The organism is Enterococcus sp. S86.2, from assembly GCF_059834485.2.
Window position 1 is genome coordinate 2,205,954 of the sequence record NZ_CM206813.1, and the last position, 26,547, is coordinate 2,232,500.

Below are 26,547 nucleotides of genomic sequence, written 5' to 3' on the forward strand. Positions count from 1 at the left end.
TCTTTCCATTAAGATGCATCTCTTTGCCTTATTTTTAGTTGGTAACAACAACATAAAATGCCCGCAACAAAAATAGCGCCTAGTCCTAGTAACTGGAATGGGTGACGCCCATTTCCTCCGGTGTTAGGTAGTGACCCTCGGGCTTGGTTTTTGATTATTAGCGCGATAAAATTATTTGTATCCCCTGTTGCACTGTTATCAGAGGTGTAGTCCCAATCCTTATCGTTATAAGTAACAGATATTTCACCATTATTTGCCACTTTGATTAGAAAATCATAGTTTAAAGGAAGATAACCAGCTAACGGGGCAACTTCTCGTAAGCGATACGTTTTCCCTGCTGTTAATAAGCCGGTAAAGGTCAGCTTCCCATGCGCATCTGTCGACTTCGTACTAATTTCTTGTGTCCCTGTTTCATCAAATAGTGTAAAGACTACGCCGGTTAACGTTTTTTCCGTAGCCGCATCTTTTTTTACCAGGTTTAAATCGAATTTTTTTAAATGATTTTGGACTTTTGGTAAATTCACCTTGATTGTATCCTTAGTTTTATCAACTGTTGCCCCTTTTAAAGAGTAGGTAATTTCTCCGGTGTCAGTAATTTTTAGTGTTCCAATTGCGTCGCTAATTTTTTCGTAGCCTGCTGGAGCTTGTTCTTCAATTAGTTTATAACTTCCAGTAGGACAATTTTCTAACACATATTTACCCGCTTCTTTTGTGGCTACAAAAGGGTACTCCTGTTTTGTAGCCTGATTTACCAATTTAAATACTGCACCTGAAAGTGCCTGTGCGTTGCTGTCAATTTTTTCTAAGAAAATTTGAATTGGTTTTAACTTATTTGTGATTTGATTATTACTTATTCCTGTTGCTGTCATTTCCCCGGTAGTTGTAATGGTCACTTGACGCGGTTCCATTGTTTGAAAACCGGTGGGCGTTTTGGTTTCCTTTAGCCAATATTGACCCGGTATCACGTTTTCAAACTGTAATTTCCCAGTTTTATCCGTTGCTTTGGTCATATATTTAGCAGTGCTAACTGTCTTATCTGTAAATAAGCCAAATTCCGCGCCATCAAGTGCCACATTTCCTTCGGTTATTTTCGTCAACGTTACATTGACTGTGGCCTCTTTTAAGCGCGTTTGTACTTTATTGGTGAGCTTTTCTTCCATATCGCTTTCTGCCGCATAAACAAACTTTACTTTTGCGCTATTGGTCATCACAGCACTGCTTGTTTCATCTGATTTGTCAACGACACTTGCTTTGACCCGTAAGCTGAAGTCCCGACCTTTAAAGGCATTTTCAGCTGCCTTTTTATGAATGTTCATGGTATTTTCTTTCGAGATAGTTACTGTTAATTCTCTATTTTTGGCATTATATGCTATCTCCTCTTCAGATAGTTCAAGTATTTGCCCATCTAAATTATAAAGTGTCAGCACATCTTGTAGTGCACCTTTAATTGTGACCCCTATTGGTAGGGTATCTGTAATAACATAACTTTCTGGCATCAAAATTGACTCCGTATACAGATTAATTGTTTCTTGATTAATGAAATAATAATGTTCGCTATTTGGCTCCACAAAACGTGCCGTTTTTGACGGTACTCCAGCTGCTAATGCTCCAGTTTCTGCATTGTGTTGTATTTGACGATAGTTTTTAGGTAAATCCCACGGTAATATATTTTTTACATCGTAACTATCTAAGTCATTCCAATAACGTTGCTCAAATCCTGAGCTTGCGCCAGTTGGTTCATTCCAAGTATCGCCTTTTTTATATTGCTTTATCGGTTGAACCGTTTTTGTGGGTGCTTTTTGTTGCACTTTTTTTACTTGACTACTTGCAAAAGTATTCCAAGCCCGGCCTTGGGTAGAGCCCATAGTAAAGCTCTGCTTTGTTCCAGTTAAGGCAAAAGAAACGGCAGCTAAATTAAAGTTTGCCGCTCCTAAATGGTCATCAAACTTTCCACCTGTATCTGCAGTAGCATAATATTTTCCGCCTTCATTTTGGCTTAATAATGAATCTGCCACAAGTTGCCCGTCTTTTTTATTCCTTAGGCCGGCAAACTCGTGTATTGCGATATTTTCCGCATCTTTTGAAGGGTGGAGATTTCCTTTTCCGTAGCCGTTTAAAGAAGCAAAAGTAAAGACAGAATTATCATTTTTTTCAAAATGAACAAGTTTTGCAGTATCGCCTTTTACAAAGAACTCAAAATCAATATCAAAGCCTTGGACAAAACTGTATAAAACACCAGAAAAAAGATTGTTAGAAAACTCCAGCCAGGGATAGAGCGAATCGTTATTATCCCATTTCAACCAATCTGGTCCTGCCCCAATTTGAATATTGGAAATTGTAACTTTAGCTCCTACTGGCTTTAAGTCACTGTTACTATCGAGATAAAAACCAACTTCACTAAAATTTAGCTCAATAACTTCATCGACCTTTTTATTTTTGGTGTCGGTATATTGCAAAATACTGCCTGTGCCATTTTTTTTAATTTGTTTTTTAACGGCCTCAATTGGATAGGCAATTACACTAGAACCTGAGCCTTTAGAAAATTGTGCATAACGATTATTCGTTTTTATTGCATCTTGATAATAACTGTAATCATTTTTTTCACCAGTCTGTTGGGTACCATTAGGTTTAGAGACTGTTTTTACCCCAGCTGTCCAGATACCATCCCCATTTTCTTTTGCCGCAGATTTTACGGTGACATTTGCCAACACATCAGGAGAGATGATTAAGTCTTTTGCCGTTACAGCAGCATGTGTAGTTCTTTTTGCCAGTTGATCTGTTGGGCGTGTTTCATTGGTTTTAACTGAGTTCATTTTATTCTCTTCTTTTGAATCGTTTATTACGGATTGTTTATTTGAGTCTGATTCATTAAGAGAATTTGTTTGTTTTTGACTCATTGTCAAAATTTTTTCCTCAGCGTCTTTGCCGGTGAAAACATCGGGAACAATTCTTACTGTGGGGTATTTTTCTGTATCAACTGTGGGAACATTTTTTTTAAAAGCATTCTGTAAAGTAGCTGTTTCAAGACAATCTTGTCGATCTGCTTGGATATAAAGCCTTAATTGTGTTTGTGTTTTTGGTGTCGTTACAAACAAAGTTCCTTCATTTTTGGCTGTAAAACTGGTTTCTTGAAGCCACTGCCTCTCACTTTGCCAATTACTAGCTGGTGCAGCTTCTCCATTTACAAAATTGAATTTTAATTTATACGGTGTCACTTCATCAGTAGTTTTTTCGTAGTGAATCTGCCAGATAATCCTCTGATCTTCGCTTTGTGCTTTAGCCTGAACTTTTACTATCTCATTTTCCATAATGAGGTATTCTTTATTTGCAAGCGGCAGTGTAATAGCAGCGGCAGTTTGGGCAAATCCTGTACATAATTGGATAATAAAAGGGGCGATTACTGTTAGAAGTACTGCAAGCGCGATTCCTTTTTTCTTCATTTCACACCTATCCCTTCTAAAATTTGGATAATTTTTTATAAAGCTTCAATCGGTAATCAACCACAGGCTGAAGCTTTTCTAGACAAAATTATCGCTCTACGTCCACATCATAACAAATTTATTTCTAACGTCAAATTAACCATTTTCTAATTTTACAACTGAAAATTAAAGCACTTTTTTATTTATTTTAGGCAAAAAGCTATAGCAGCAACAAAAACTAAAAAGCAAATGTTATCTCAATTTTAAATAGCAATAAAATATCAATTTTTTCTGTACTTTTTGTCAAAATTGACAAACCTTAATTTTTAGCCCTTTTTGCTAAAATAAGTTCTTTAGCTCTGTTATGAAAAATAATGAACTGTAACAAAAAAAGACATATTAGCCAGATGTCTTTTTTGTGATTCGTTTTCTATTTTGTTAAGAAGAACAGCCATCCTGTTTGCAACTATTCCAATTGGCTAACAAAAAATAGCTTGCGTAGAAGATTGAGATCCTAAAGTGTGCGTCGCTTCCAGCCAAAAGCAATCTCACGATAAATATACTCATTTTTGGTTATTTTTTAATCATCCGTAAAAAAGATTAGACATTTTTTCTCTTTACATTTGTTAAACTAAAGAAAATTAGCAGATCCATTGCCACAAGGAGAATAAAATATGGTCATAAATGAACTATTTTCAATAGTTTTAGATAAAATTAGTAGCGAAAAAAGAGATTTATTACACCATATAAATAATCAGCGAGGCCCTCACTTTTCCATTAATCAACTAAGTATTGAATTAAATATGAACTATAAAAAAGCAGCTCAACTAGTTTTAGAACTGGAAGAAGATTTTCTTGCTTTAGGCTGGGGATCCCTTGTTCCTGAAAAAGGGATTGTCATTTGGAAAAAAGATAATAGTAAAGAAACGGCGTATCTCCGCTTTTTAGTTCAAAAGTCGTTGGGGTATCAGATTTTAAAAGCCATCTTACTAACTCCTGAAAAAACCTTGCCGCAGTTTTGCCAAGAACATTTTATTAGTCAGTCAACTTTATTAAGGAGAATTCGTCCACTATCTCTTTACTTAAAAAAATATGATGTTTGGCTAAACGCCGGCCAAATGACCATTACTAGTAGCGATGAAGAAAACGTCCAGGCTGTGTTTTTCAAGCTATTGGGGGTTGGCGCTTTTGGTGCAGACTTATTTGCAGCAGATATTTCCCTTGAAGAAGAATTACGTGTATTGGATAAGTTAGCACATCAGGGTGCTAACTTATTAAATGAATGGGTCGGCTTATCTTGTTTATTAATCGCGCGCCTACGCCTTAAAAATCACCACCCACTACCAAAACCTAGCTGTCCACCACCATTATTTTTAGCTAAAGCCAAGATTTTAGAAGATTATTTCGCCAATTTCAGCTGTGATGCGGCAGAAATTGAAAATGCAGCCTGTTCATTATATTTCAAACTATTCACCAACCACTATTTATCTGAAAATGATTGGCGGATAAAAAAAGTTACCCAACAATTTACTGATTTTTTGGCAAGAGGAATTCCCACGGCAACTATCAGCCAAGATTTCATCGTGAAACTACAAAAAGACTATTTTTATCAACCCTTGACTAAAAGTGAAGCAACAGTCTTACAATGCAATATCTTTCTAATTTTTTATTTATTGGAATCACCAGCATTGCTTGCGGCTACCCGCTTACAAACTATGTTACCAACTGTAGTCACACAAAAAGACAACTATCAAGAATTGGTAACCTTCTGTCAGCTCTTTTTATGTGAGTATGAATATTATTTAGAAAAAACATTACTGTCAGCCCAGCAAGTCAAAGACTTACCTTATTTTTTAGCAGAATCTGTTTACCCTTACGTGGAAAAAAAGCACTATCAAATCGAGCTTTTTGTCGGTATTCAACCTTTACCGAATTACTATATGATGACCAGTTTGACAAATTTTCTTAATCAAATCAAATTTGTCAGCTATGAAATCTATCAAGAAAATACAAACTATGATTTTTATATCGGGGTGACCAAAGATCACTTTACTGCTGATAAAGAGATTTATCTCTTAGCTTTACAGCATCACGCATATCAAGGAGAATTATTCCAACACCTGCTTGATGCGCTACAAAAAAAAGCGCAAAATCCTTTTTCTTTTGCCCCTACTACTCCGAAGAAGCAATCTAGTTTGTCATTAACATAAAAAAGTGCTGTAGCAACTAGTTGCCACAGCACTTTTTATAAATAGACGGTATTTTCATAAGTCGTTGAACAATTTGTTATAGCTTTTTTATTGGGATAGCAGGGTTCGAACCTGCAATTGCTTGATTCAGAGTCAAGTGCCTTACCAGTTTGGCTATATCCCATTTATGCAACATAAAAAGGATAACGCCAAACTTTTTTCTTTTCAATTATTTTGTCTTACATTTATGCGCTATTTTTTAGACAGTGTTTTTTTGCTACTTGGCTGAAATTTCGGGTGATTGCGGTTGAACGGGCGTTGTTCCAAGTGATTTTCGCGCTCTTGCAGTCGCGATTTTTGCATTTGTAGTCGATTAATCTCTTGTTGCAAGTGTTCTTGTTCATGAGTAGAAGCGGTTTTCATAGCTTTTTGTCGCATCGCAATTTCTTGATCCACTTTTCCCAGCCACTCTTTCATAATATCTTCCCATTGTTGACCATCTTTTTCATTGGGATCTTTTAAAGAGTCGCGTAATAATTTCGAATACCGTTTCATTGAACTGCCCCAAATTTGATTACGATCAGCAAAATAATCAGCTTGTTCTGTTTGGTCTAATGTATCAACAAAACGATCTTCCTCGCGATCAATCATATTTTGTAAAAAGGCTAAAATTGGCAATGCCAAATAGATAACTAAGGCAACATGGACCTGAAATAAGCCAATTATTAAAATAATTATGCGGGCAATAAAACTCAGCATATCTTGGCGATTTAATTCATCTACGCGGCGTTTTTGTAAATTTATTTCCGTTATTGACTGCTTCGTCAAAGCCGTAACCAAGCGGCGCATCAATACTGTCACAATTAAAGTTAGAATACCGTAAATCAAAACTGTCTGCTGTGTTGTATCTTCAATTAAAATCCGCGTCGCGGCTGGGACCAAAGACAAGAAAAATAGCAAGAGCAGATAAACCACCAAGCTCTTGTTTTTAACTTGTTCAATTCGATTAAAAGCATACGCCGTTTGAAACCATAAATTCGCTACAAAACAAAAACTAATAAAATAAATGCCCACAGCAGATAATAATGTTTGCCAGACAATATCACCGCTACTGGCATACTTAATTGGAATTTCCAACACCATGATCGTCAAAATAATTGCGATAATAGCATCGCTAAAAACAAGTACCCGTTCTTTTAGATTGCTCATTTATTCTGCCTCCAAGCGCGTGGTCAATTTATTTAAGATGTGATGCAGTTGCTCTTTTTCTACAGTAGATAACGTCGCAAATAAATCTTGTCCCAAATGCTTTTGTTCATCTTGAATTGATGAAATGTAGCTTTTACCCTCTGCAGTTAGAAAATAATTGGTTATGCGGCGATCCGTTTCATTTTGCTTTTTAATTAAATATCCTTTTTGGCTCAATTTTTTCAATAGTTCACTTAATGACGCAGGTCTGATATGCATCATTTCAGCTAATTCTTTTTGTGAATACCCCTCATGTCTAGCCAAAATCCGTAATAATCGGTTCTGACCAAAGGAAAATTCCTCTTTCTTTGTTTTATGTTTTAGGCGTCGTCGCATCAAACGATTCAAACGCTGAAATTCTTCAAATAAAACTTCTTCTTTCATCAAAACACATCCTTTATTGTTCTAATTTTACGCAATGATTTTTCTTTCGTCAAATAGTTAGGTGCCTATCTATTTACAAATTTCAAAAAAGGTAGTATAATAATTAGGTACCTAACTAATAAATGGAGGGGATTTAATGGCTCGAATGCGCTTTGACTTTGACCAAACAAAAAAACCTGAATTGACACTTAGTTTCATCCGTCGAATCCTCAATTATTTCAAACCACATACCTTAAAACTTATCCTGGTAATTCTTTTAATTTTTGCTACTTCCACGCTGGGACTTGTGCCATCACTTTTATTACAAAAAATAGTCGACATAGCTTTGCCAAAACACAATTTACCGCAATTAGGCATTCTCGTGGGCCTTTCAATTTCGGCTACGATTTTATTGAACCTTTTACAAGTTGCCCAAGGTTATTTAAGTACTTGGATTGCCAAAAATATTACGCTGACGATGAAAAACAATTTATACCGTCACCTTTCCTTTTTACCTCAAAGTTTTTTTACCACGGTAAAAGAAGGGGAAATCTTGACACGCCTAACCAGTGATGTCGACGGCATTCAACAAGTGTTTCAAACGACTTTTATCAATGCACTAAGCAGCATTTTCATTTTAACAACGACTCTTTTTGCGTTATTTTCTATGAATCCAATTTTAGCAGCTGTTGCGCTTGTCACCGTTCCATTATTCATCTTGCCAACTCGTAAAGTCGGCAAAAGAAGATGGCAAATTGCTGCTGCTAGTCAAAGTGCCTTAAGCAAACTAAATCAACATACCCAAGAAACCTTAAGCACTAGTGGCAGTACGCTAATGAAGCTTTTTACAAAAGAAGATGAAGCTTTTAGTACCTTTGATGAAATCAACCAAGAAGTTACTGCTTTACAAATTAGAGAATCTTTAGCTGGGCGTTGGTTTCGCATGGCGATGTCTGTCTTAATGGCGATTGGGCCGATGTTGATTTATTTAGTTGGTGGTTTTTTACTGGCCAAAGGACAATTAACTATTGGCGGCATTATCACCTTTGCTTCACTTTTGGGTAGACTTTATAACCCGGTTACCCAGCTTTCCAATATCCAAGTTGATTTAATGCGTTCTTTTGCCTTATTTGAACGAATTTTTGAGTATATGGATATTACACCAACAATCCAAAATACCCCGCAAGCAAAAGATCTGACCATTAGTCGTGGTGAAGTATTATTTACCGCTGTCGATTTTCGTTATGAAGAAAATGAAGTTTTAAACAATATTAACTTACAAATTCTTCCTGGTGAAACTTTAGCTTTAGTTGGTCCTTCTGGTGCGGGAAAATCAACTTTAACTCACCTGCTCACACGTCTTTACGATCCGACAAGTGGGACTGTTACCATTGATAATCAAAATATTAAAGACGTAACTTTCACCAGTCTAAGACAAAATATCGGTGTAGTCAGTCAAGAGACCTTTCTTTTTAACGGCTCAATTTACGATAACTTACTTTATGCCAATGAAAATGCAAGCAAAGCAGAAGTAATTGCGGCTACTAAAGCGGCTTATATTCACGACTTCATTATGACATTGCCAAATGGTTATGATACTGTCGTTGGTAATCGCGGCATTAAGCTTTCTGGTGGGGAAAAGCAACGGATTGCAATTGCTCGCATCATCCTAAAAAATCCTCAAATTTTAATTTTGGACGAAGCAACTTCTGCTTTAGATGCTATTTCTGAATATTATGTACAAAAAGCGATGGATAACCTTATGCAAAATCGGACAAGTATTGTGATTGCCCACCGTCTTTCCACTATTGCTAATGCCGATCAGATTGCGGTTATGGAACATGGGCAAATCATTGAACAAGGTGAACACAATAAACTTATGTCAAAAGATGGCTTATATGCTAAGCTTTATCAAACACAATTTAAAAATACTGAAGCGGCTGCTTAAAACAATAAACGAGACAGAAAACAGTAGCACAGCTTTTAAAGCGGCCTACTTTTTTGGTGGTTCAAAAAATAGAGCTATTTCCTTAGTTACGTTGGAAATAGCTCTATTTTTATTTAGCATTTACTAGCTTAAGATTTTTCCTTACTGAATACGCTCGCAACTTTGGGTAACACTTGATTTAGTGAATCAATTTCTTTGGCTGTCAATTCTAATTCTACTAAAGCATTTAACTGGGCAAAGATCTGCTCTACTTCGCCAATTACTCTTTCACCAGCAGCAGTTAAGAATAATTGCTTTTGGCGTTCATTTTCAACTGGAATTTTTCGTTTGATAAAATCAGCTTTTTCTAAACTTTTCAAAATATTCGTTACTGTAGCATTGGGTTTTTCCAAATATCCAGCCAAATTTTTTTGAATCGTACCGGGATGCTGCGCAATATAATTTAAACTTCGTGCTTGGATTGGATTAAGCTCAAGGTATTTTAATGACTGTGCGACAAAGTTTTGTTGTAAGTTGCTAATTTGATAGATTTTTTCTGAAATGGAATCTGATTTTAACATATTATCACTCCCTGCAGTCAGTCTAATGGAAAATAGTTAAATTTACAACTTTTCCATTGACAACTATAGAAGGAAAGCGTATATTAGCCGTTGTAAAAGTTGTAATTACAACTTTTTATTAAAAAAATTGAAATGATCCATTTGCATAAGGAGTGAATAGCATGTCATTAACTACCCAACAAACAATTGATACGATTGCACAACTACAAGAAAATATGCGTCGTGCTTCTTTAAGTCCTACCTTAATTGCTGAAGATTTTAACGTCTCTCCTGCAAAAATTGAACGGATATTGCACTTAGAGCAATCGGCACTTGAAGATCCTTGGATTCTAAAAGTTTATTTAGAAGAAAAATTAACACAACAAGATATTGTCGGTGTTCCCTTTACCGCTCTTGTCGGAGATTATCATCAGTACTGGTTTTTAAATAGTCGCAAAATAGACAAAATGAAACTTAGTCGGGGCGACTATTAATCTAGCAACGCTATTTTTCTATAAAAAAAGCTAAAGCAATCGATCACTGTTTGCCTTATGAAAAATCTATACTTTCATTATCGCCTAAAAAGTGCGCCAAAAACATCCACTGTTTTTGGCGCACTTTTACATTTTTTGCTTAAAAATTATAAGCTGCCATTGGTAACAAGATATTTCCCGCCACCGTAAATATGGCGACCATCCAAAAAATATGGCGGCCAAAAAAAGCAGCAAAATCATCATCGTGATAGTAAGAACGCTGTCGATTAATGGTGATGACAGCCAAGGATGAAAACAAAATAACAATGATGCCAAAAATATTAACAAATTCCAATAAGCCCGTGTGTAGTGCATCGGGAACCAAATTTGCTCCAACTAAAATATTACTTACAGTACCAAATAATGCACTTGGAATCATCCCCAATGGATCTACATTATGGTACGTACAAATGAATAAAACAATTAGGACCCAACCTAAAGTCCCCACTAGAGCAATAAAACATTTGATATATAACCCAATATTTTCACGGTTTAATTCAATTGCCGTTAAAAATTCAGTGACTGTGTAATTTCCATTTGCCTCTGGGTCAGCTTTATTATTTTGATACTCTTGCACAAAAAGATTGGTGTCAAAACGTTTGACCGAAAACCCAGAAATATTAATATTCTCATTAATCGATGAATTTTTACGATCCGCCTGTAATACGATATTTTCAATTGGACTTTTAGGTTCTAAATAAAAGCGAATTTGATAAGAGCCTAAGGGAAATCGCGTCGTCCAAAAAGTTTTCGTGACGACAGCATTTACACGTGCCAATTGATAATTCGTTTTTCCAACGCGACTTTCTTTTAAAATTTCTTGTGACTTAATTTGGCCATTATATATTTCGTAATGTTCCAACATATTCAAATCATGGTGATCATCCCATTTAAACCAGACCTGAAATGTGACATTGAAATTGGAATTACGAATACTAATTTCATTAATGTTCTCAACATAGACACCCGTACTGACTGAAATCGCATCTTTTGCTTGTTTTTGCTGCGATGTTGTTAATTGTTCTTTTTCATGTAAATACTGGGTCCAGTATTTGTTTTCTGACTGTTTATCGCTATATAAATAAAACGTCGTATAGCCAATATAGCCAATAAAAACTATTGATAGCCCCAATAACCAAAACCATAATAACTTCTTTTGTTGTTGATTAAATTTTCGATAATGTGTCAACCACTTTTTCAACATTCAATCCCCCCTTATATCTTTTGAAGCCAATAACCATAACCAAAATTAACCGCTAACATTTCAATAAATTAATTTTATCACAATATATAAAAAAACTACTGTAATAATGGTAACCTTGAAAAAAACCATTTGTTTTAACCTACAAAAAAACACTAAAAACCAGATTGCGAATCTAGTCTTTAGTGTTTTTTAGTATCGTTTGTTTTTACTAATCCTTTTTAGAAGCGCTAGAGATACCATCAACTGCAGGTGTTGGTGTTACAGCACTTACTGCAGACGCTGCGTCTTTTTTAGAAGCACTGGAGACGCCGTCAACTGCAGGTGTTTCATTTTTTTTAGAAGCACTAGTTACGCCGTCGACATCGCCAACTAATTTTTGCCCCGTTTGTTGCAAGTACCATTCGACAATTGGCTTAAAGTCTAAAATATATTCATTAATTCCCATATAATTGCCTTGTTTATCATGCATAGCTTGATAATTATGAACAATATATTTTTCAGGCATTTGTTTTGGAACGTGTACGCGAACGACATCGGTGGCACCTGAGCGCAATTGTTGAATTACCCATTCGACATTCTGATAAGCTTTTTCTGGATGACATTTTGCCAATGGATTTCCCACTTGGCCTGGCACCCGCGGCGCTAACATCTCATTAGCGGGCTTTGTTTGGTTATAATATAAAAATTGATTGTTGCTATCGGCATAGGTTAATTCCATCGGCATCGAATCTAAGAAATAATTCAATTGATCCACGGTTAAAAGTCCCCGGTCTAATTTAACATAATCACGACCTACTGCAGGTTCAACGATTGCTGTCGCTTGTTCCAACCAGTCATCTGCCCACATATCGGCACCTTCAATTGTTGTGTCAATTTTACCAGTTGCATATAAATCTTCTGGTTCTGCTTTGGGCTTAGGATTTAATAAAGCCGTGACATTGACAAATTGAAGAAATTTTTCCAATGTGCTCCCAAGAAAATCAATTGTTCCTTGATCTTTCAAATTATCATTTTCATCAAAAGCATTTTTTACTTTTCCCAATAAGAATTCATTTCCTGGCATAACAATCGCATTGACACCAGGCGCATCTAATATTTGACGTAAATGTAGTTGTGCCCGGGAAGAACCTTGGTCATAATAAGAAGCTCCCACGATCATAACCGGTTTATTTTCAAGGGGATGAATTTTAAAAGATAACCATTCAAGCACACTTTTTAAAGCAGCCGGAATAGTATGGTTGTGTTCTGGAGTTGCGATAATTACACCATCTGCCATTTTAATTTTGTGATTTAATTTTTGAATAGCTGGACTATTTGTTGCATCCTGGCTTTGATTAAATAAGGGAACATCGGTGATTTCCAACAACTCAAAGTCAAATAAATGACCAAATTTTTTACCAATAAATTTTAACAAAAGACGGTTATAAGAAAGATCTGCATTTGATCCGACAATACCGACGATTTTCATAGCAAAGACTCCTTTATGCTTGTAAATAGTTAAACTAAAATAACCCTGCTTTAGATGTTATCCCAAGAAAAATTTTCAGCTGCTTGTTGATTTACAGCGTGACTGTTTTGCAATTGTTTGGTAATCGTGACAAAAACAGTGAAATCCTGAAATAGGCCTGCGAGTTTTTCTTGTTGTTTTTCATCATTTAGATTGCCCGCTTCATCAAAAGCCGATAAAGAATGGCTCAATAAAAATTCTGAACTAGGCATAATTCGTGCTTTTAATTCTGGTGCATCCAAAATTTGACGTAAATGGGCTTGCGCTCTAGAAGAACCTAACGTCCCATAAGAAGCACCCGTAATCATAACAGGCTTATCAACAAAAGGATAAATACCGTAAGACAACCAGCTTAAAGCATTCATTAACGCTGCTGGCACTGCATGATCATATTCAGGTGTGCTAATGATTACACCATCGCTTTTGTTGATCTTTTCAGCAATAGCCTGCACACTTTCTGGTATTTTTTTGTCTGCCGGTTTATTAAAAAGAGGAAGATTATTAATTTCTACTAATTCAATTTCTGCTTCAGCCGCAAATTTTTTTTGCATGTAGGCCAACAATGCACGATTTGTTGATTCCTTTGAATTGGTACCCACAAGTCCGATAAATTTATACATTTGAAAAATCCTTTCTCTACATTAAATCTCTAATTCCATCAGATAAGATGACCTCATCTGTTGTGATGATAATTCCTTCAATACCTGAAGTACGGTTTAAAGTACGTATGATTTCAGCAGTTGGTAGCCCAAATAAGCGGGTAGTCCAAATCTCACCGTCTACTGATTTTTTTGATACAATGGTTAAACTAAGAACCTCCGTTTTGACAGGATAGCCAGTCTTTGGATCAATAATATGGTGATATCTTTTATTTTCCTTGATTAGACTACGCTCATAAATTCCCGAAGTAACCACGGATTGATTGGTTACCTTTAAAATCAGACGCGTTTGATTCCTATCTTTGCTAGGGTCTTGCACACCAATGCGCCATAGTCCATCTTCATGTTGTCTTGCTGTGCCAAAAACGACCACGTTGCCACCTAAATTAATTAATGCGCCCGTGACGTTTTCTTCTTTTAAATATGCCACCAATAAATCAGCAATAAAACCTTTAGCTAATGCCCCTAAATCTAACAGCATGCCTTTTTCTGTTAAAAAAGCAGTCTGATTTTGATCATCTAATTGAATATTGTGGGGGTTAGTTTTAGCTAATAAACCTTTAATCACTTCATCTGAAGGTACTTTAGCATCACTAAAACCGATGCGCCACGTTTGAATTAAAGGGCCAATGGCAATATTTAGCTGCTCACTTGTAAGACTATTTTCTTTTCCTAACTTGATTAATTCATATAATTCTGGCTGAAGGACAACTTTTTTTATGCCGGCATTGTGATTTAGGACCATTAGTTCAGAAGTAGGATCATTGGCGCTAAACCGCTTTTCATAAAGCTTTAATCGTTTTTCCAACTCATCCAAAATTTTTTCTGCTTCTTGGTGATCAACAAGAAGATCAATGACTGTACCCATCATATAAAGCTGTCTTGTTGCCAAAGTATTCACCTCTTTATTTTTTGACCAACTTAACTTTTTTTGACTGCTTGTGTTAGCTGGGCAATCGTTTTTTGTGCAATTTCGTTGCGATTAATTTTGGCATACGCATTAGCGTCTGCAAGCCGTTCTAAAATCTCGCCATGGGGCATTTTAAGTTTCATGGCATTGCAGGCTAACTGTGTAGCCACTCTTGCCAAATAGAAGGTGACGTGATTATCTGAACAAATGGAAAGCGCATATTCCAATAACGTATTGCTAACTTGATATTCTGCAATTTCACTGTAAAAAACACCACACTGGTATAAAATATGCAACACGCGCCAGGTTTCTTCTATGGATTTAACTGGATAGTCATAAATTTTACGCAACACTTTATCAAAATAGACTTCCCCTTTTACTTTTTCACCAGCCTCACTGTAAACTAGTCCCATGCCCGTATAAGCCAACAGCTGATAGAGCGTATCTTCTTCCAATAGCAACTGATTAAAAGCAAATAAAACCTCGACAGCTGCTGCTTTTTGATAATACAAAAGAAAACCTGACAAATAATGGTAGCGCATCTTTAACTCAGGAGTATCCAGCTCACTTGTTAAAATATTGGCTAGCAAATTTTGTGCCTTTTGATATTCCATTGTAATCAATAAAAATTCGATTTCATCAAAGGTGGCAACAAGCGTTGTATGTTTCACACCGATTTTGGGAAATAACGCTCCAATTGGAAAGTCTAGCCGTTCACAGAGCTTTATGAGAATTTTCAAACTTGGCACTTGGCCATTGTTTTCAAAACGACTTAAAGTTGCTTGTGTACATATGCCTTGCGCCAATTCGATTTGTGAGAAGCCAGCTTTTTTTCGTGCCGCAATAAATTTTTCAATCTGCATTAACTCCCTCCTTTTTTAAATTGTGCTTATTTTCACATTATTAATGATACCGCTTTACATCTGCATACTACGCCGCCATACTGGTAAAGTCAAAGTCGATATATAATATTTTATATAATTTTTTTGACAAATCTTACATATTAGATACATTATTGAAATATGCAATGTTTCTAGCTATTCCTTTTTACGACAAACATTAAAATGTAGTCTTTAACTTCATTTCCCTTGACAAAAAAACTTCTCAAACAGTGACTGAAAAATTTCTTACTTTCTAAAAGCGGTTAGTAAGGAAGAAATTTATCCATCATAATTTGAGAAGTTATTTATTTAAGCTTCAACAATATACGCTTCATAAGGCTGTAAATAGGCTGAAACCACCTGATTTTTTTGATTGCTAAGAATCACTTGTGCTTTTTGATCACTGGCTGCAAATGGATTTTCGATTGTATTTTCACTTAAATTCGCCACAATCCGCCATTGTTTTTGGTTATCTTTGCGCAAATAGGCAAAGATCTGTCCATCTGTTGGCAATAATAATTCGTAGGTTCCTTCTTTTAAAATCGTTTCATTGTGCCGCAATGCAATCAACTTTTGATAATAACGATAAATAGAATGATCACTTTTTAAATCATTGGCTACATTGATTTTAGAATAAGCAGGATTCAACTTAAACCAAGGCACACCTTTAGTAAAGCCAGCATTTTTTTCCGCTGTCCACTGCATTGGTGTTCGTGCATTATCACGACTAACTTTGTGAGCTGCTTGTAGGAAATCCTCATGGGAAATAGTTTGCTGCTGTTTTACATAGTAATCATAATTTCCTAATAGCTCAATATCTTCATAATCTGTAATTTCAAAATCAGCATTCGTCATGCCAATCTCTTCTCCTTGATAAATAAAAGGTGTCCCTTGTAAGCCATGTAAGACTGTCGCAAAGGCCGTTGCACATTCGTAGCGGTGATTTGTATCATTACCCCAACGTGAGATTACTCTGGCGCGATCATGATTTTCAAAGTAAAGCGCATTCCACCCTTTGTCTTTTAATTCATGCTGCCAGTTGCTTAAAATTTCTTTCAATGCAACTAAATCTCGTTTTTTTAAAGCCCATCGACCATTGACATCTCCTTTTTTACGATCGATATGCATATGTTCAAAAGTAAAAATCATATCCAATTCTTCTCGCTTAGGATCAACTAATGTGTAGGCATCATGTGCTTTAGCTGCTGGAGATTCGCCCACACTCATCATATCAAAAGGTGCTAAGACCGCTTGGTTCAATTCATGAATAAACTCGTGCATGCGGGGACCATTTTGTTGATTTTCTGTTGTATTGCTCCGGGGGTTATCGGGAAATTGCCAATCTTTTGAAATGGAAGTAATCACATCCATCCGCCATCCATCTACCCCTTTGGCTTTCCAAAAGCGCATCATATCGTAGATGTATTCTCTGACAAAAGGATTTTCCCAATTTAAATCCGGTTGTTCTTTCGCATAATAATGTAAATAATACTGCTTTCTACGCTCATCAAAAGTCCATGCCGAGCCACCAAAACTTGAGCCCCAATTATTAGGGGGCGAACCATCGGGCTTAGCATCTTGCCAGATATAAAAATCGGAAAAGAAATTGTCTTTTGACTTGCGACTTTCTTGAAACCATAAATGTTGATCCGAAGTATGATTGGCAACAAAGTCCATAATAATCTTTAGCCCTTTGTCATGGGCTGCTGCAATTAAGGCATACAAGTCTTCATTGTCTCCGAAAATCGGATCAATTTTTCGATAATCAGCAATATCGTAGCCATTATCAATTTGCGGGGATAAATACACCGGACTTAACCACAACGCATCGACACCTAAATCGACTAAATAGGGTAATTTTTCGATGATTCCTTTTAAATCACCAATGCCATCATCATTACTGTCGTAAAAACTTTTGGGATAAATTTGATAAATGACGGCTTCTTTCCACCAATCACTACGCATGCTCTTTCCCCTTTCTTTTATACAATTCCAAGTAATGACAAAGCAATGGCTGCAATAATGATGCCAAAAATTAGAACATTAATCGAAACATTTTTCTTCTTTAATAGATAAAAACAAAATAAGGTAACTGCTAAAGGTAGTAAACCAATAAAAATTTGATCGAGCATTTCTTGGGATTTTAAAATCGTTTTGCCACCCATTACCATTTTCCATTTCAAATCAAGTTTTACCATTTGGCTCGTCATTGCACCTACCATTGTTAATCCAACAATGGTTGCAGCTTTTGTTAAAATATTAATCAGACCATTTTCGTATAAATCTGAAATGTAAGCCGATCCTAGTGTGTAACCCAATTGCCCCCCATACCAACGAATAAGTTGAACGGGCAAATTAAACAAAAGTAAAAAGATAATCGGAGCCAAGACATTACCTGATTGCGCTAATCCGACTGCAACACCTGCCGCAATTACTCGCAAAACGCCCCAGAAAACCGAGTCGCCAATACCAGCTAATGGGCCCATTAAAGATGTTTTAATCGCATTGATGGAATCTTGATTAAAATCTGTCTTTTCACTATTTTCTTTTTCCATTGAAGCACTTAGCCCCATGATAAAAGGTACCATGGCCACATTTGTATTAAAATAAGACATTTGACGTACCATTGCAGCTTTTTTATCTTCTTGTTTTTTATAAAAGCGATTGATAAAAGGTAACATCGCATATTCAAAGCCTGAAGCTCCTTGTTTTGCTGGCGTAACAGCAGAATACAAGGTGAATGAGCGCCAGTACATTTGGCGTAATAATTTCTTTTCTTCTGGTGAAACATTTTGATTAAATCGAGACATCGTTTTTCCTCCTCATTTTTTACGATTAACTAATCTTTCCTAACTAAAGAAATCATCATTTTCAATCTCTTCTGTTGTTTCATTTGTCGCTGCTAGCGTAGGTTTTTGTTGGATTTGCTGTTCCATTTTCTTCAATTGGAAATCCCGTTGTCCAATCGTTACGGCAATAATTACCCCTAAAACTGCTACTGCAATCAATGGAATCTTGAAATATGCGATAATCAAAAAGCCTAAGAAGTAAAATGCGGAAACATTATTGTCCCATAAAATTTTCATTAACATCGCCATTCCGACTGCAGGTAGTAAATTACCAGCGACAGATAAACCATTAATAATCACATCCGGAATCATTTCCAAGACATTTTGCGTAGCTTTTGAGCCAAATAAGATGGCAAAAAATGGAATTAATGAATAGATCGCCCATTGCAATGCCCATAGTCCAAAATGCAAGCGGATAATTCCTCTTTCATTAGCTTCTTCAGCCATTTTGTCAAAGCGACTAGCAAAAGGCCCTACCACTGCTACATATAATAACGTCTTTACTTGTAATCCGATGATCCCTAATGGAATCGCGATTGGCAATGCAACTTCCACGCCACCACCCAAATTGATGGCAAATGCTGCAGCTAAAGCCGTTGCAAGACCAGGTTCGGCTGAACTTGCGCCCCCAATATTAACGACTCCCATAAAAATAGTTTCTAAAGAGGCTCCGATCAATAAACCTGTTTGAATATCACCAAGCAATAACCCTACTAAAGGTCCAATGACAATAGGACGCCCCAACATAGTAAAACCTAATAATTCCTGGCCGCCGACTGTTAAAAAGACGACTAATGCCACTACAATTGCTTCATATAACATAATTTTTCGCTCCTTTTATTTACGTGGATTCAACAATTACTTGATAAAGTCTTTGGCCAACTCTTTTTTATCAGATGGTAAATTTTGTAGTGCAGTTTCTGGATACAGTTCAACTAAAGTAGCTAAGCTTGTAAGTTCTGCTGGTGTTAACATAACAAATTGTGTCAAAGTCTTCTTCTCACCGATTACAGCTTTTCCGACGTTGCCGATATTCACATAGGCGATATTAGGCAGTTTATCTGCAAGTATAACAGCGTCATTAACGGTTTTAACCAAAACCAACAACTTCATTTTTTCTGCCCGTGGATCTTGCAGTAGATCAATTGCACCTTGAAGTGTTTTTATAATTACTTTGATCCCACTTGGTACCGCCATTTTTAAAGCCATTTGCTGTATTTCATTGCCAGCTGTTTCATCATTGGCAACGACAATCCCATCAATATTTAACTCACGGGACCATACCATTGCAATTTGGCCGTGGATTAAGCGTTCGTCTACTCGTAAAGTTTTAATCATTTTATTTCTCTCCTTTTTCTTTAACACTTTTTAAGCAAAAAAATCATTTTCAGTCGTATTTTTGGCAAGTTTGACTTGTTGCATCCCTGCTTGTGCTTTGGTAATCATTTCTTGAATAAATTCATCACTAATCGCTTCTGTTGCTAAAATTACTTCTAATAAAAGTGGCACGTTAAAACCAGCAACAACAAAAATATTTTCTCCTGTTGTTTTAGTTGCAAATTTTTGATTAACGCTCCCTCCATAAATATCCGTAAAAACAATAACTTCATCTGCTGGCGTAACACGGGCAAAAAAATTATCAATCTGAGTGTCTAAATCCGCTTGTCCTTGTGTATAAGCCGAAATATAGGTAATATCTTGTTTCTTACCAACAAATAATTCCAATGTGGATTGAATTCCTTGGGCTAAATTGCCATGAGTGGCAATTACTACTTTTTTCATTTACTTTGCTCCTCTCTTCATTTGACACTTTACTACCAGCAAGTTGTGTGCCAACTTCAAAAAAAGGGTTTAAATCAAGCTTTTAATGGGCAAAAAAAAGAAGTGCTTAAAATAAAATAAGCACTTCTTTTTTGATTAATTTAAATTTTAGCAATGTTTACCAGGCCCATACACTAAAATAAAAGGACTTTTTTGATTCCCAGCTTTAAGCGCTGTTTCCCACGTAACTTAGCTTTTTACTTTCAAAACTTCTTGCTGCAATCCTTTTACTAAAAATTTCGACTAACTTGGCGTTTTTTTAATAAAGTTATGCTATCTTAATTAAAAAAGCGGATATAGTAGCCGACAGGAGGCCTGCCATGAATTATTACGATCAACATCTTCATACTTTTTTGTCTTTTGATTCTGAAGAACGGTTCGAAAATTATCTTGTTCAACAGCCCGCAACTTTTGTGGCCACCGATCATTTTGATTTAAAAAATCCAGCTCATGCATTTCAAGATGATATTCCAGATTACGAAGAACTTTTAAGGCAACAGCAAAAATTTATAAGCCAGCCTACAACTTTTCTAAAAGGGATTGAAATTGGTGTGGTTCCTGGTCAAGAAAGTAAAATTTACGATTACCTCGCTACGTATCCCTATGATTTACAATTGGTAAGTATCCATCAAAACGGACAATTCGACTATATGGACGATATTGTTTTAACCAAAGATAAATACACCATTATGGATGAATACTTTCAGCAAATGGAACGCGTAACCGAAGATTTTAAAGCTGGTCACATCCTAACTCACTTTGAATACGGCTTACGACGTTTAGACGTGACTTCCCATGAACTTGCAACTCGGTATGAAGAGCAATTAACGCGAATCTTTAAAAATATAATCGCAAAAAACTGGGGCTTAGAATTAAACGCAAAAAGTTTTGCCAAATACCAAAATGCCCAACTATATGAATATGCAGTCCCCTTGTATCAAAATCTAGGTGGTAAGCTTTTCACTTTAGGTTCTGATGCCCATATTGCGTCAGATTTTCGTAACCAATTTAGTCAAATGGGAGCAATGCTAAAAAAATTGGGTGTCACTGAACTTGCGCTATTTCAAAATAAGGAAATCAAATTGGTGCCGATTCCTGAAAGCTAACTAAACTTTAATTACGCGAAAAACGTCTTAAATTAGCCTGCAAAACTCAATTTGCAGCCCTTTATTTAAGACGTTTTTTCAAGTTAGATATAATATTTTAATAGTTCATACATTAAGGAGAGCTCATAATCATCAATGACAATATTGTACTTCATTTCCAGCGGATGGAAAATATTTTTTGAAATCGAGAAAAACTCTTGTTTGGTTTTATCCAGTTGTTCTTCTGCTTGGACACTGACGGACTCTTCCCGTGAAGAAATCATCATCCGCTCAATCATTAAAGCAATGTGCATATATAAATTCAACTTCACTTTTGCATCAAAGACAATGGTGAAGAAATCTTGATACTTTGCTACAACGCCTTGTACTTCACCTAAAACAACCTTCGGATTTAAAAATTGCAGTCGACTACTAATTCCTTCAATAGTGAAAAACTCCAATAACCCTTCAATTAAATTGGCAATTGTTTTTTCCTTTTCACCTGTTGCTAATAACAATTCTTTTAAGCGTTTAGTACCACTGGCCTCCATAATATCGTAAATATTTAAAATTGGAATTTGATAATCATATGGTAAATCTGTGGTGGTGATAATAAAATCTGTCTTTTCAAAATACCCCATATCATGGGAAGCAAGTGAATTTTTTAAATCTCGATAGTCCATGGTAATGATTTCTTTTTCCATTTGCAAACGATCCAACATGATCTGCTTAATTTCTTCACTTAATCCGACACCTGACATACACGAAACGATGATATTTTTATTTTGAGAGATTCCTTCGTAATACTGAATATGAATCATTTCGTGATACGTATTGGCCCGCTCAGCAATTTCTCTAAAACTTTTTTGTTGTTGAACTTGTAGCGCTACATCTAAAACAAGGGGTGTTGATAAATTGTTAATCACTAATAAATCAGAATCCAAGTACTGTTTAATTTGTTTATACATTTGACTTAAAGAACCCATATCAAAAAGCAAAATAACTGGTAATTTTCTTTGATTTAACTTCGCAATATACTGCTGCACTTTCTGGCTAATTTCAGGCATACTGCTATCTAAGGGCATATCAAAAGCTGCAAAAATAAAATTTCCCACTAAGCCATTTACCACCCCTTGAATACTTGAAGCTGTACTTTTTCCATGAGAGATTAAAATGCACAAGGTTTTAACCTCTTCAATTTTTTCTATCGCAGCATAGTCTAATAGAAAAAGCGCCATACCACTAACAAGTGCGATTTGCTCGTTGCTTGCATTGTTTTTTAAAGGTGAAAATAGCTGTTGAAATAAATAAAAAGCCCGCGGATATTGTTCTTTTATCTTCAGTAGCCAAGCTTTTTGCTCTCTAAGTGGCACCGGTGGCACATTAGCTAAAAAGAAAGCGCAAGAATTTAAAATCTCTTTTGGTATCAGCTCTTTGACTCCATATTTTTCCCATAATAAGGAGATTAAAGTATCATTTAGCACTTGTCTATAGCTTGTCACTTGTAAACTAACATTATCACCTGGTGCTTTTTTTAAATGTTTTGCAACAATAAATTGGCCATCAAGAAAACTTTCGCTTTCGGATAATTCTGCCAAAATTGCGGTGACAATTTCCTTTGCCACGCTGTTTTGATTGGTAATTTTATCGGTGGGTAAAAAAGTTACCGCTGGTTTTTTGTCTCCAATAATTAAGTCATCCCCGGCTTGTTTTGCATAGGCTTTGGCGCAAAGAAGTTTGATTTGATTGTTCAACGAACCCAAATTCCCAGCCTGAGGCGTTTTTAGTAATTCCATAATCAAACTATTATTCACGCTAATTTTTCTATTCATTTTTTTAGCTTCCGTAATAAATGCATGTTGGATTAATGCCATTCGTTCTTCTGAGGGCCTTGCAATAAAATTGGGGATTGTAACGGTCATTGGCACTCGTCTTCTAAAAGTTAACAGTAACATATCGTCCAATGATTCTGTCGTTGCAAAAAGAAAACGAACCTTTACTTGTCGTACTTCTTTACTACCAAGTGGACTATATGTTCCTTTATCTAATAAAGTAAATAATTTTTCTTGATTTTCTTTAGGTAGGCGATGAATTTCATCTAAAAACAAAAATCCCCCGTCAGCTGCTGCCACAAGTCCTGCTGTATCTTCTGTCGCTCCGGTAAAAGCGCCTTTTTTAAAACCAAACAAGACTGAAGAAAGTAATTCTGGATTATTGGCATAGTCAGCACAATTCAAAGAAATAAGTTGCGCTTCAGAAGAAATTACACTTTTTGCCTTAGCATATTCATAAATCAAATGCGCTAAATAGCTTTTACCAACCCCAGATTCACCGGTTATAATCAAAGGAAAACCATTTGGTGGATATTTGACAGCCGCTTTACAGGCATCAATCACTTTTTTTAACGAACCTTCGCCACCAATAAATGCGCGAAATGGATCTTTAATTTTTTTAAGACGCCAATACACCGGCTTTGTCCCAAATTTTTCTACCAATTCTTCTTTTAACAGTTGGGATAAATAATGGCTAACTACACCTCTGGTTAACCCATTTTCATCGGCAATCTGTTGCGTTGTCAGATCCTTTTTACCATCATCTTCTAAGTGCTTAATCGAATTAAGCACTTCATATCTTGCTTTTGTGGCCATTCTTTTCACCCTTATTTTTATCTGATTAAAAACAGAATCGATTGTTTAAGTTTTACTTTGAAATCATTATACCACGGAAGTAAACGAATCCAAGCCAAGCTAAGCTATTTTACCGCACCATTTAGATAAAGCAATTTTGTCAGTTATTTCATTTAGGCTGCTTCATTTTAAGCTAGAAAAATCTGCTTATGAAAAAAAGACCTAAACCAAAAACAATACAAACTTTTGGTTTAGGTCTTTTATTTTGTGGCTTATTTGAAAGTTGTCAATTTATCAGCAGAGAGTCTAACTGACTGGTAACCTGACTCTGCCGCTTTACCAATAGAGAGAATTAACACTGGTAAATAGCGCTCTTTTTCTAAATCAAAAGTTTCCGCTAAGTTTTCTGATTCAAAACCACCAATTGCATTGGTATCATAGCCATGGGCTCGCGCCACTAGCATTAATTGCATTGCTGCAAGACTAGCATCTCGCAAAACGACATTATCCATTTCATTCAAAGATAGATTTTGATAATGAGGAATGATGGTAGCTAATTGCCGATCATGAACTTCTTGCGGCATCAGTCCCGCATTTAATGCTGCCCCATATATTTCTTTACCGTATTCATAATTTTTACGGTCACCAAAAATTAAGATCATCGCAGCAGAAGTATCATTTTGCAATTGATTAAAGCGAATAAAAGGGCGTAGCTGTTCTTTTCCTTCATTTGTATCCACAACAACGTAGCGCCAAGGCTGCAAATTAACTGCAGAAGGTGCACGATTTGCTTCATCTAACATAGTCAACATTTCTTCTCGACTGATTTTTACATTTTCATCATACCGTCGAATCGATTTGCGGTTTAAAACAATATCCTGAAAGTCATTATTTATGAATGCTGTCATTTTCTTACTTCCTTTTATTTAAAATTAAAGTGCTAAACTAACTGCTAAAATATACTTGATTCAAATTTTTTTGGCAAGATTAAAGCTTACACTTTACTTGAATCATTACTTTTATACGACAAAATTTTTTTCATAAAAAAAGCGGCAGCATCTTCCAATGCCACCTGCTGTATTTTCGTTTTTATTAACCTAATGCTTGATATAACGGCATTAATTCTTTTAAAGTTGCTACGGTCTTATCTTCAATTTGAGGGTATTTTGCTTTCATTAAAAGTTTCCCGATTTGAAAAGTTTTTCCTGCTAGCTTTGCTTGAAATTCTGTTTGTAACTTTTCACTAGCCAAGTAATCTTTCAAAGCCAGATGATCATCTAGTTCATGTTCCACTTGAGGCCAAATATAATAGTCTGTAATATCGATCTTTTGACTCCAGATAGCAATTTCTTGTAATAAATCGTTATAGGCCGCAACACTTCCGGACCGTTCAGCACTTTTGTAATGTTGAAACATGAGATAAATCTGATACTGCTTTTTATTTAATAGTACCGCTAGACAGGCGTTTTCTCTTTGACGTGATTCACTACGATAGGCACACCAAAAGTGGTTACGTAAATTCCAACCATTGGTCCAGCTTTCTATTTTGGGCTTTGTAATACCAAAGTCTTTGGGCAAATTAGTAGCAACTGTTAAATTCAGTTCTTTCCATTTTTGCCAATGTTTTTTATATTCGTACTTGATCTCTTCAAGCTCGGCAACTGAATATGTTACCTTTAAGTGTTTGAATGTATAATTATCTCTAGCTAAAACCTCAAAATCCGCAATATCTAATTGCATTTTTTATCCCTCTTATCATTCATAAAAAACTTCATCTAAAAATAGCCCTGCGGCTGGAACTGTTTCTCCTGCATCTTGGCGAATTTTATTTGCCAAAACCTCATCAATAATATTAATATCTAATTTACCCATACCAATTTCCAACAAAGTACCCGTTAAAATTCGTATCATCTTATGCAAAAAACCGTTACCTATAAATGTAAAGTGCAACATGGCACCATCTTTTTCAATTCGAATCTCTTCAATCTTGCGAACCGTCGATTTCTTTGTCTTTTTTAAAGCAGAAAATCCAATAAAGTCATGGGTTCCGAGCAACTTTTCAGCAGCTTTCTCCATTTTTTCTAAATTTAGCTCTTGGGGTACATAAAAACTATGATGCCGGTAAAAAGCCGTCGGAATTACATCGTTCCAAACATAGTAACTATACTGTTTACCACTGGCATTGTAACGAGCATGAAATCGTTCACTCATTTCCGCTACATTTTTAATAACAATATCGTTAGGTAAATAACGGTTCAAAAAATTAAGCATCTCAAGTGGCGACAATTCAGATTCAGTTTTAAAATTTGCTACTTGCCCTCTGGCATGTGTACCTGCATCTGTTCGACCAGAACCAATAATTTCAATTTTTTCTCCAGTCATTTGGAACAAAACACTTTCGATTTTCCCTTGAATTGTTTTATCCGAGCTTCCAAGCCGCTGCCAACCCAGATAACGTCTTCCATCATACTCAATCGTCAATTTAATATTTTTCATTTTATGACTCCTTTTTTAACTTGTTGTCTATTCTACCAAATAAGCCATTGAAAAAGTTAGCGTACCAAAGAAAAAACAGGGCTAAAAAATTCTCCCCGTAGCTTCTAATTTTTTTATTTTCCAATCACTAATCTTCTAGTGTAAACTGCCTGTCCAGAGTGCATTATTGCATCATCTATTGCAGAGACAATTCGAACTTGTCGGGTTACTGGCGGATTCCAATTTGTATCTACGATATCTTGCAGACTTTCTTCATTAATTGATTGTAA

23 protein-coding genes and 1 tRNA gene (1 of these 24 cut by a window edge) are annotated in these 26,547 nt (G+C 35.8%); 4 read left to right on the top strand and 20 right to left on the bottom strand.

The window, feature by feature from the left end:
• Window positions 1-8: 8 nt before the first annotated feature.
• Window positions 9-3,440 carry an MSCRAMM family protein gene (locus tag AC6R0T_RS10455; RefSeq protein ID WP_303754540.1) on the bottom strand — a complete coding sequence of 1,144 codons (3,432 nt, stop codon included), beginning with the start codon at window positions 3,438-3,440 and terminating at the stop codon, window positions 9-11.
• 653 nt (window positions 3,441-4,093) lie between these two features.
• Here AC6R0T_RS10455 and AC6R0T_RS10460 point away from each other — a divergent pair.
• Window positions 4,094-5,629, top strand: coding sequence for a helix-turn-helix domain-containing protein (locus AC6R0T_RS10460; protein WP_303754539.1), 1,536 nt, complete (start codon window positions 4,094-4,096; stop codon window positions 5,627-5,629).
• A 90-nt stretch (window positions 5,630-5,719) separates the two neighbouring features.
• Here AC6R0T_RS10460 and AC6R0T_RS10465 read toward each other — a convergent pair.
• The 3 genes from AC6R0T_RS10465 to AC6R0T_RS10475 form a co-directional block, all read right to left on the bottom strand.
• Window positions 5,720-5,792 (bottom strand) — tRNA-Gln (locus AC6R0T_RS10465).
• 68 nt (window positions 5,793-5,860) lie between these two features.
• Window positions 5,861-6,817, bottom strand: a complete 957-nt coding sequence (locus AC6R0T_RS10470) for a TMEM175 family protein (RefSeq protein WP_303754538.1) — start codon at window positions 6,815-6,817, stop codon at window positions 5,861-5,863.
• Window positions 6,818-7,240 (bottom strand): MarR family winged helix-turn-helix transcriptional regulator, encoded by a 423-nt coding sequence (locus AC6R0T_RS10475; RefSeq protein ID WP_303754537.1) that lies wholly within the window; start codon window positions 7,238-7,240, stop codon window positions 6,818-6,820.
• Window positions 7,241-7,376: 136 nt separating this feature from the next.
• On the opposite strand from AC6R0T_RS10475, the gene AC6R0T_RS10480 reads away from it, so the two are divergent.
• Complete coding sequence (locus tag AC6R0T_RS10480) at window positions 7,377-9,167, top strand: ABC transporter ATP-binding protein (RefSeq protein WP_303754536.1); 1,791 nt, start codon at window positions 7,377-7,379, stop codon at window positions 9,165-9,167.
• A 128-nt stretch (window positions 9,168-9,295) separates the two neighbouring features.
• Here the strand turns inward: AC6R0T_RS10480 and AC6R0T_RS10485 are convergent, their stop codons facing one another.
• Window positions 9,296-9,727, bottom strand: coding sequence for a MarR family winged helix-turn-helix transcriptional regulator (locus AC6R0T_RS10485; protein ID WP_206904385.1), 432 nt, complete (start codon window positions 9,725-9,727; stop codon window positions 9,296-9,298).
• A 161-nt stretch (window positions 9,728-9,888) separates the two neighbouring features.
• On the opposite strand from AC6R0T_RS10485, the gene AC6R0T_RS10490 reads away from it, so the two are divergent.
• A complete protein-coding gene (locus tag AC6R0T_RS10490; protein WP_303754535.1) occupies window positions 9,889-10,200 on the top strand; it encodes a DUF2316 family protein in 312 nt (103 codons plus the stop codon).
• 139 nt (window positions 10,201-10,339) lie between these two features.
• Here AC6R0T_RS10490 and AC6R0T_RS10495 read toward each other — a convergent pair whose 3' ends face one another.
• From AC6R0T_RS10495 to AC6R0T_RS10540, 10 genes are all read right to left on the bottom strand, one after another.
• Window positions 10,340-11,443: a ligand-gated ion channel gene (locus AC6R0T_RS10495; RefSeq protein ID WP_303754534.1), complete on the bottom strand. Its 1,104-nt coding sequence runs from the start codon at window positions 11,441-11,443 to the stop codon at window positions 10,340-10,342.
• A gap of 208 nt (window positions 11,444-11,651) precedes the next feature.
• On the bottom strand, window positions 11,652-12,911 hold the full coding sequence (locus AC6R0T_RS10500; protein ID WP_303754533.1) for an NAD(P)H-dependent oxidoreductase: 1,260 nt from the start codon (window positions 12,909-12,911) through the stop codon (window positions 11,652-11,654).
• Window positions 12,912-12,961: 50 nt separating this feature from the next.
• On the bottom strand, window positions 12,962-13,570 hold the full coding sequence (locus AC6R0T_RS10505) for an NADPH-dependent FMN reductase (RefSeq protein WP_303754532.1): 609 nt from the start codon (window positions 13,568-13,570) through the stop codon (window positions 12,962-12,964).
• A 16-nt stretch (window positions 13,571-13,586) separates the two neighbouring features.
• Window positions 13,587-14,480, bottom strand: a complete 894-nt coding sequence (locus AC6R0T_RS10510) for an FAD:protein FMN transferase (RefSeq protein ID WP_303754756.1) — start codon at window positions 14,478-14,480, stop codon at window positions 13,587-13,589.
• A gap of 50 nt (window positions 14,481-14,530) precedes the next feature.
• On the bottom strand, window positions 14,531-15,382 hold the full coding sequence (locus AC6R0T_RS10515; RefSeq protein ID WP_303754531.1) for a helix-turn-helix domain-containing protein: 852 nt from the start codon (window positions 15,380-15,382) through the stop codon (window positions 14,531-14,533).
• Between the two features lie 327 nt (window positions 15,383-15,709).
• Window positions 15,710-17,365, bottom strand: coding sequence for a glycoside hydrolase family 13 protein (locus AC6R0T_RS10520; protein WP_303754530.1), 1,656 nt, complete (start codon window positions 17,363-17,365; stop codon window positions 15,710-15,712).
• A 17-nt stretch (window positions 17,366-17,382) separates the two neighbouring features.
• Window positions 17,383-18,210 carry a PTS system mannose/fructose/sorbose family transporter subunit IID gene (locus AC6R0T_RS10525; protein WP_206904373.1) on the bottom strand — a complete coding sequence of 276 codons (828 nt, stop codon included), beginning with the start codon at window positions 18,208-18,210 and terminating at the stop codon, window positions 17,383-17,385.
• Between the two features lie 39 nt (window positions 18,211-18,249).
• Entirely contained in the window at window positions 18,250-19,071 is an 822-nt protein-coding gene (locus AC6R0T_RS10530; protein WP_303754529.1) for a PTS mannose/fructose/sorbose/N-acetylgalactosamine transporter subunit IIC, read from the bottom strand.
• 36 nt (window positions 19,072-19,107) lie between these two features.
• A complete protein-coding gene (locus AC6R0T_RS10535; protein ID WP_303754528.1) occupies window positions 19,108-19,587 on the bottom strand; it encodes a PTS sugar transporter subunit IIB in 480 nt (159 codons plus the stop codon).
• Between the two features lie 30 nt (window positions 19,588-19,617).
• Window positions 19,618-20,031 (bottom strand): PTS sugar transporter subunit IIA, encoded by a 414-nt coding sequence (locus AC6R0T_RS10540; protein ID WP_303754527.1) that lies wholly within the window; start codon window positions 20,029-20,031, stop codon window positions 19,618-19,620.
• A gap of 359 nt (window positions 20,032-20,390) precedes the next feature.
• Between AC6R0T_RS10540 and AC6R0T_RS10545 the strand changes: the two genes are divergently transcribed.
• On the top strand, window positions 20,391-21,176 hold the full coding sequence (locus AC6R0T_RS10545; RefSeq protein WP_303754526.1) for a PHP domain-containing protein: 786 nt from the start codon (window positions 20,391-20,393) through the stop codon (window positions 21,174-21,176).
• Between the two features lie 83 nt (window positions 21,177-21,259).
• Here AC6R0T_RS10545 and AC6R0T_RS10550 read toward each other — a convergent pair whose 3' ends face one another.
• From AC6R0T_RS10550 to AC6R0T_RS10570, 5 genes are all read right to left on the bottom strand, one after another.
• Entirely contained in the window at window positions 21,260-23,803 is a 2,544-nt protein-coding gene (locus AC6R0T_RS10550) for a sigma 54-interacting transcriptional regulator (RefSeq protein WP_303754525.1), read from the bottom strand.
• 251 nt (window positions 23,804-24,054) lie between these two features.
• Complete coding sequence (locus AC6R0T_RS10555) at window positions 24,055-24,690, bottom strand: nitroreductase family protein (protein ID WP_303754524.1); 636 nt, start codon at window positions 24,688-24,690, stop codon at window positions 24,055-24,057.
• Window positions 24,691-24,874: 184 nt separating this feature from the next.
• Entirely contained in the window at window positions 24,875-25,522 is a 648-nt protein-coding gene (locus AC6R0T_RS10560; RefSeq protein WP_303754523.1) for an HI_0552 family protein, read from the bottom strand.
• A gap of 15 nt (window positions 25,523-25,537) precedes the next feature.
• Entirely contained in the window at window positions 25,538-26,278 is a 741-nt protein-coding gene (gene truA, locus AC6R0T_RS10565) for a tRNA pseudouridine(38-40) synthase TruA (protein ID WP_303754522.1), read from the bottom strand.
• Between the two features lie 113 nt (window positions 26,279-26,391).
• Window positions 26,392-26,547, bottom strand: partial view of a DinB family protein gene (locus tag AC6R0T_RS10570; RefSeq protein WP_303754521.1) — the end only. Its footprint extends 354 nt past the window's final position; 156 of the gene's 510 nt are visible here — the last part of the coding sequence; its start codon lies off the right edge, out of view; the stop codon is at window positions 26,392-26,394.

Coding starts and splice junctions, on each gene's coding strand:
- AC6R0T_RS10455 (WP_303754540.1), bottom strand. CDS start 3,440: ATGAAGAAAAAAGGAATCGCGCTTGCAGTACTTCTAACAGTAATCGCC.
- AC6R0T_RS10460 (WP_303754539.1), top strand. CDS start 4,094: ATGGTCATAAATGAACTATTTTCAATAGTTTTAGATAAAATTAGTAGC.
- AC6R0T_RS10470 (WP_303754538.1), bottom strand. CDS start 6,817: ATGAGCAATCTAAAAGAACGGGTACTTGTTTTTAGCGATGCTATTATC.
- AC6R0T_RS10475 (WP_303754537.1), bottom strand. CDS start 7,240: ATGAAAGAAGAAGTTTTATTTGAAGAATTTCAGCGTTTGAATCGTTTG.
- AC6R0T_RS10480 (WP_303754536.1), top strand. CDS start 7,377: ATGGCTCGAATGCGCTTTGACTTTGACCAAACAAAAAAACCTGAATTG.
- AC6R0T_RS10485 (WP_206904385.1), bottom strand. CDS start 9,727: ATGTTAAAATCAGATTCCATTTCAGAAAAAATCTATCAAATTAGCAAC.
- AC6R0T_RS10490 (WP_303754535.1), top strand. CDS start 9,889: ATGTCATTAACTACCCAACAAACAATTGATACGATTGCACAACTACAA.
- AC6R0T_RS10495 (WP_303754534.1), bottom strand. CDS start 11,443: ATGTTGAAAAAGTGGTTGACACATTATCGAAAATTTAATCAACAACAA.
- AC6R0T_RS10500 (WP_303754533.1), bottom strand. CDS start 12,911: ATGAAAATCGTCGGTATTGTCGGATCAAATGCAGATCTTTCTTATAAC.
- AC6R0T_RS10505 (WP_303754532.1), bottom strand. CDS start 13,570: ATGTATAAATTTATCGGACTTGTGGGTACCAATTCAAAGGAATCAACA.
- AC6R0T_RS10510 (WP_303754756.1), bottom strand. CDS start 14,480: ATGATGGGTACAGTCATTGATCTTCTTGTTGATCACCAAGAAGCAGAA.
- AC6R0T_RS10515 (WP_303754531.1), bottom strand. CDS start 15,382: ATGCAGATTGAAAAATTTATTGCGGCACGAAAAAAAGCTGGCTTCTCA.
- AC6R0T_RS10520 (WP_303754530.1), bottom strand. CDS start 17,365: ATGCGTAGTGATTGGTGGAAAGAAGCCGTCATTTATCAAATTTATCCC.
- AC6R0T_RS10525 (WP_206904373.1), bottom strand. CDS start 18,210: ATGTCTCGATTTAATCAAAATGTTTCACCAGAAGAAAAGAAATTATTA.
- AC6R0T_RS10530 (WP_303754529.1), bottom strand. CDS start 19,071: ATGTTATATGAAGCAATTGTAGTGGCATTAGTCGTCTTTTTAACAGTC.
- AC6R0T_RS10535 (WP_303754528.1), bottom strand. CDS start 19,587: ATGATTAAAACTTTACGAGTAGACGAACGCTTAATCCACGGCCAAATT.
- AC6R0T_RS10540 (WP_303754527.1), bottom strand. CDS start 20,031: ATGAAAAAAGTAGTAATTGCCACTCATGGCAATTTAGCCCAAGGAATT.
- AC6R0T_RS10545 (WP_303754526.1), top strand. CDS start 20,391: ATGAATTATTACGATCAACATCTTCATACTTTTTTGTCTTTTGATTCT.
- AC6R0T_RS10550 (WP_303754525.1), bottom strand. CDS start 23,803: ATGGCCACAAAAGCAAGATATGAAGTGCTTAATTCGATTAAGCACTTA.
- AC6R0T_RS10555 (WP_303754524.1), bottom strand. CDS start 24,690: ATGACAGCATTCATAAATAATGACTTTCAGGATATTGTTTTAAACCGC.
- AC6R0T_RS10560 (WP_303754523.1), bottom strand. CDS start 25,522: ATGCAATTAGATATTGCGGATTTTGAGGTTTTAGCTAGAGATAATTAT.
- truA (WP_303754522.1), bottom strand. CDS start 26,278: ATGAAAAATATTAAATTGACGATTGAGTATGATGGAAGACGTTATCTG.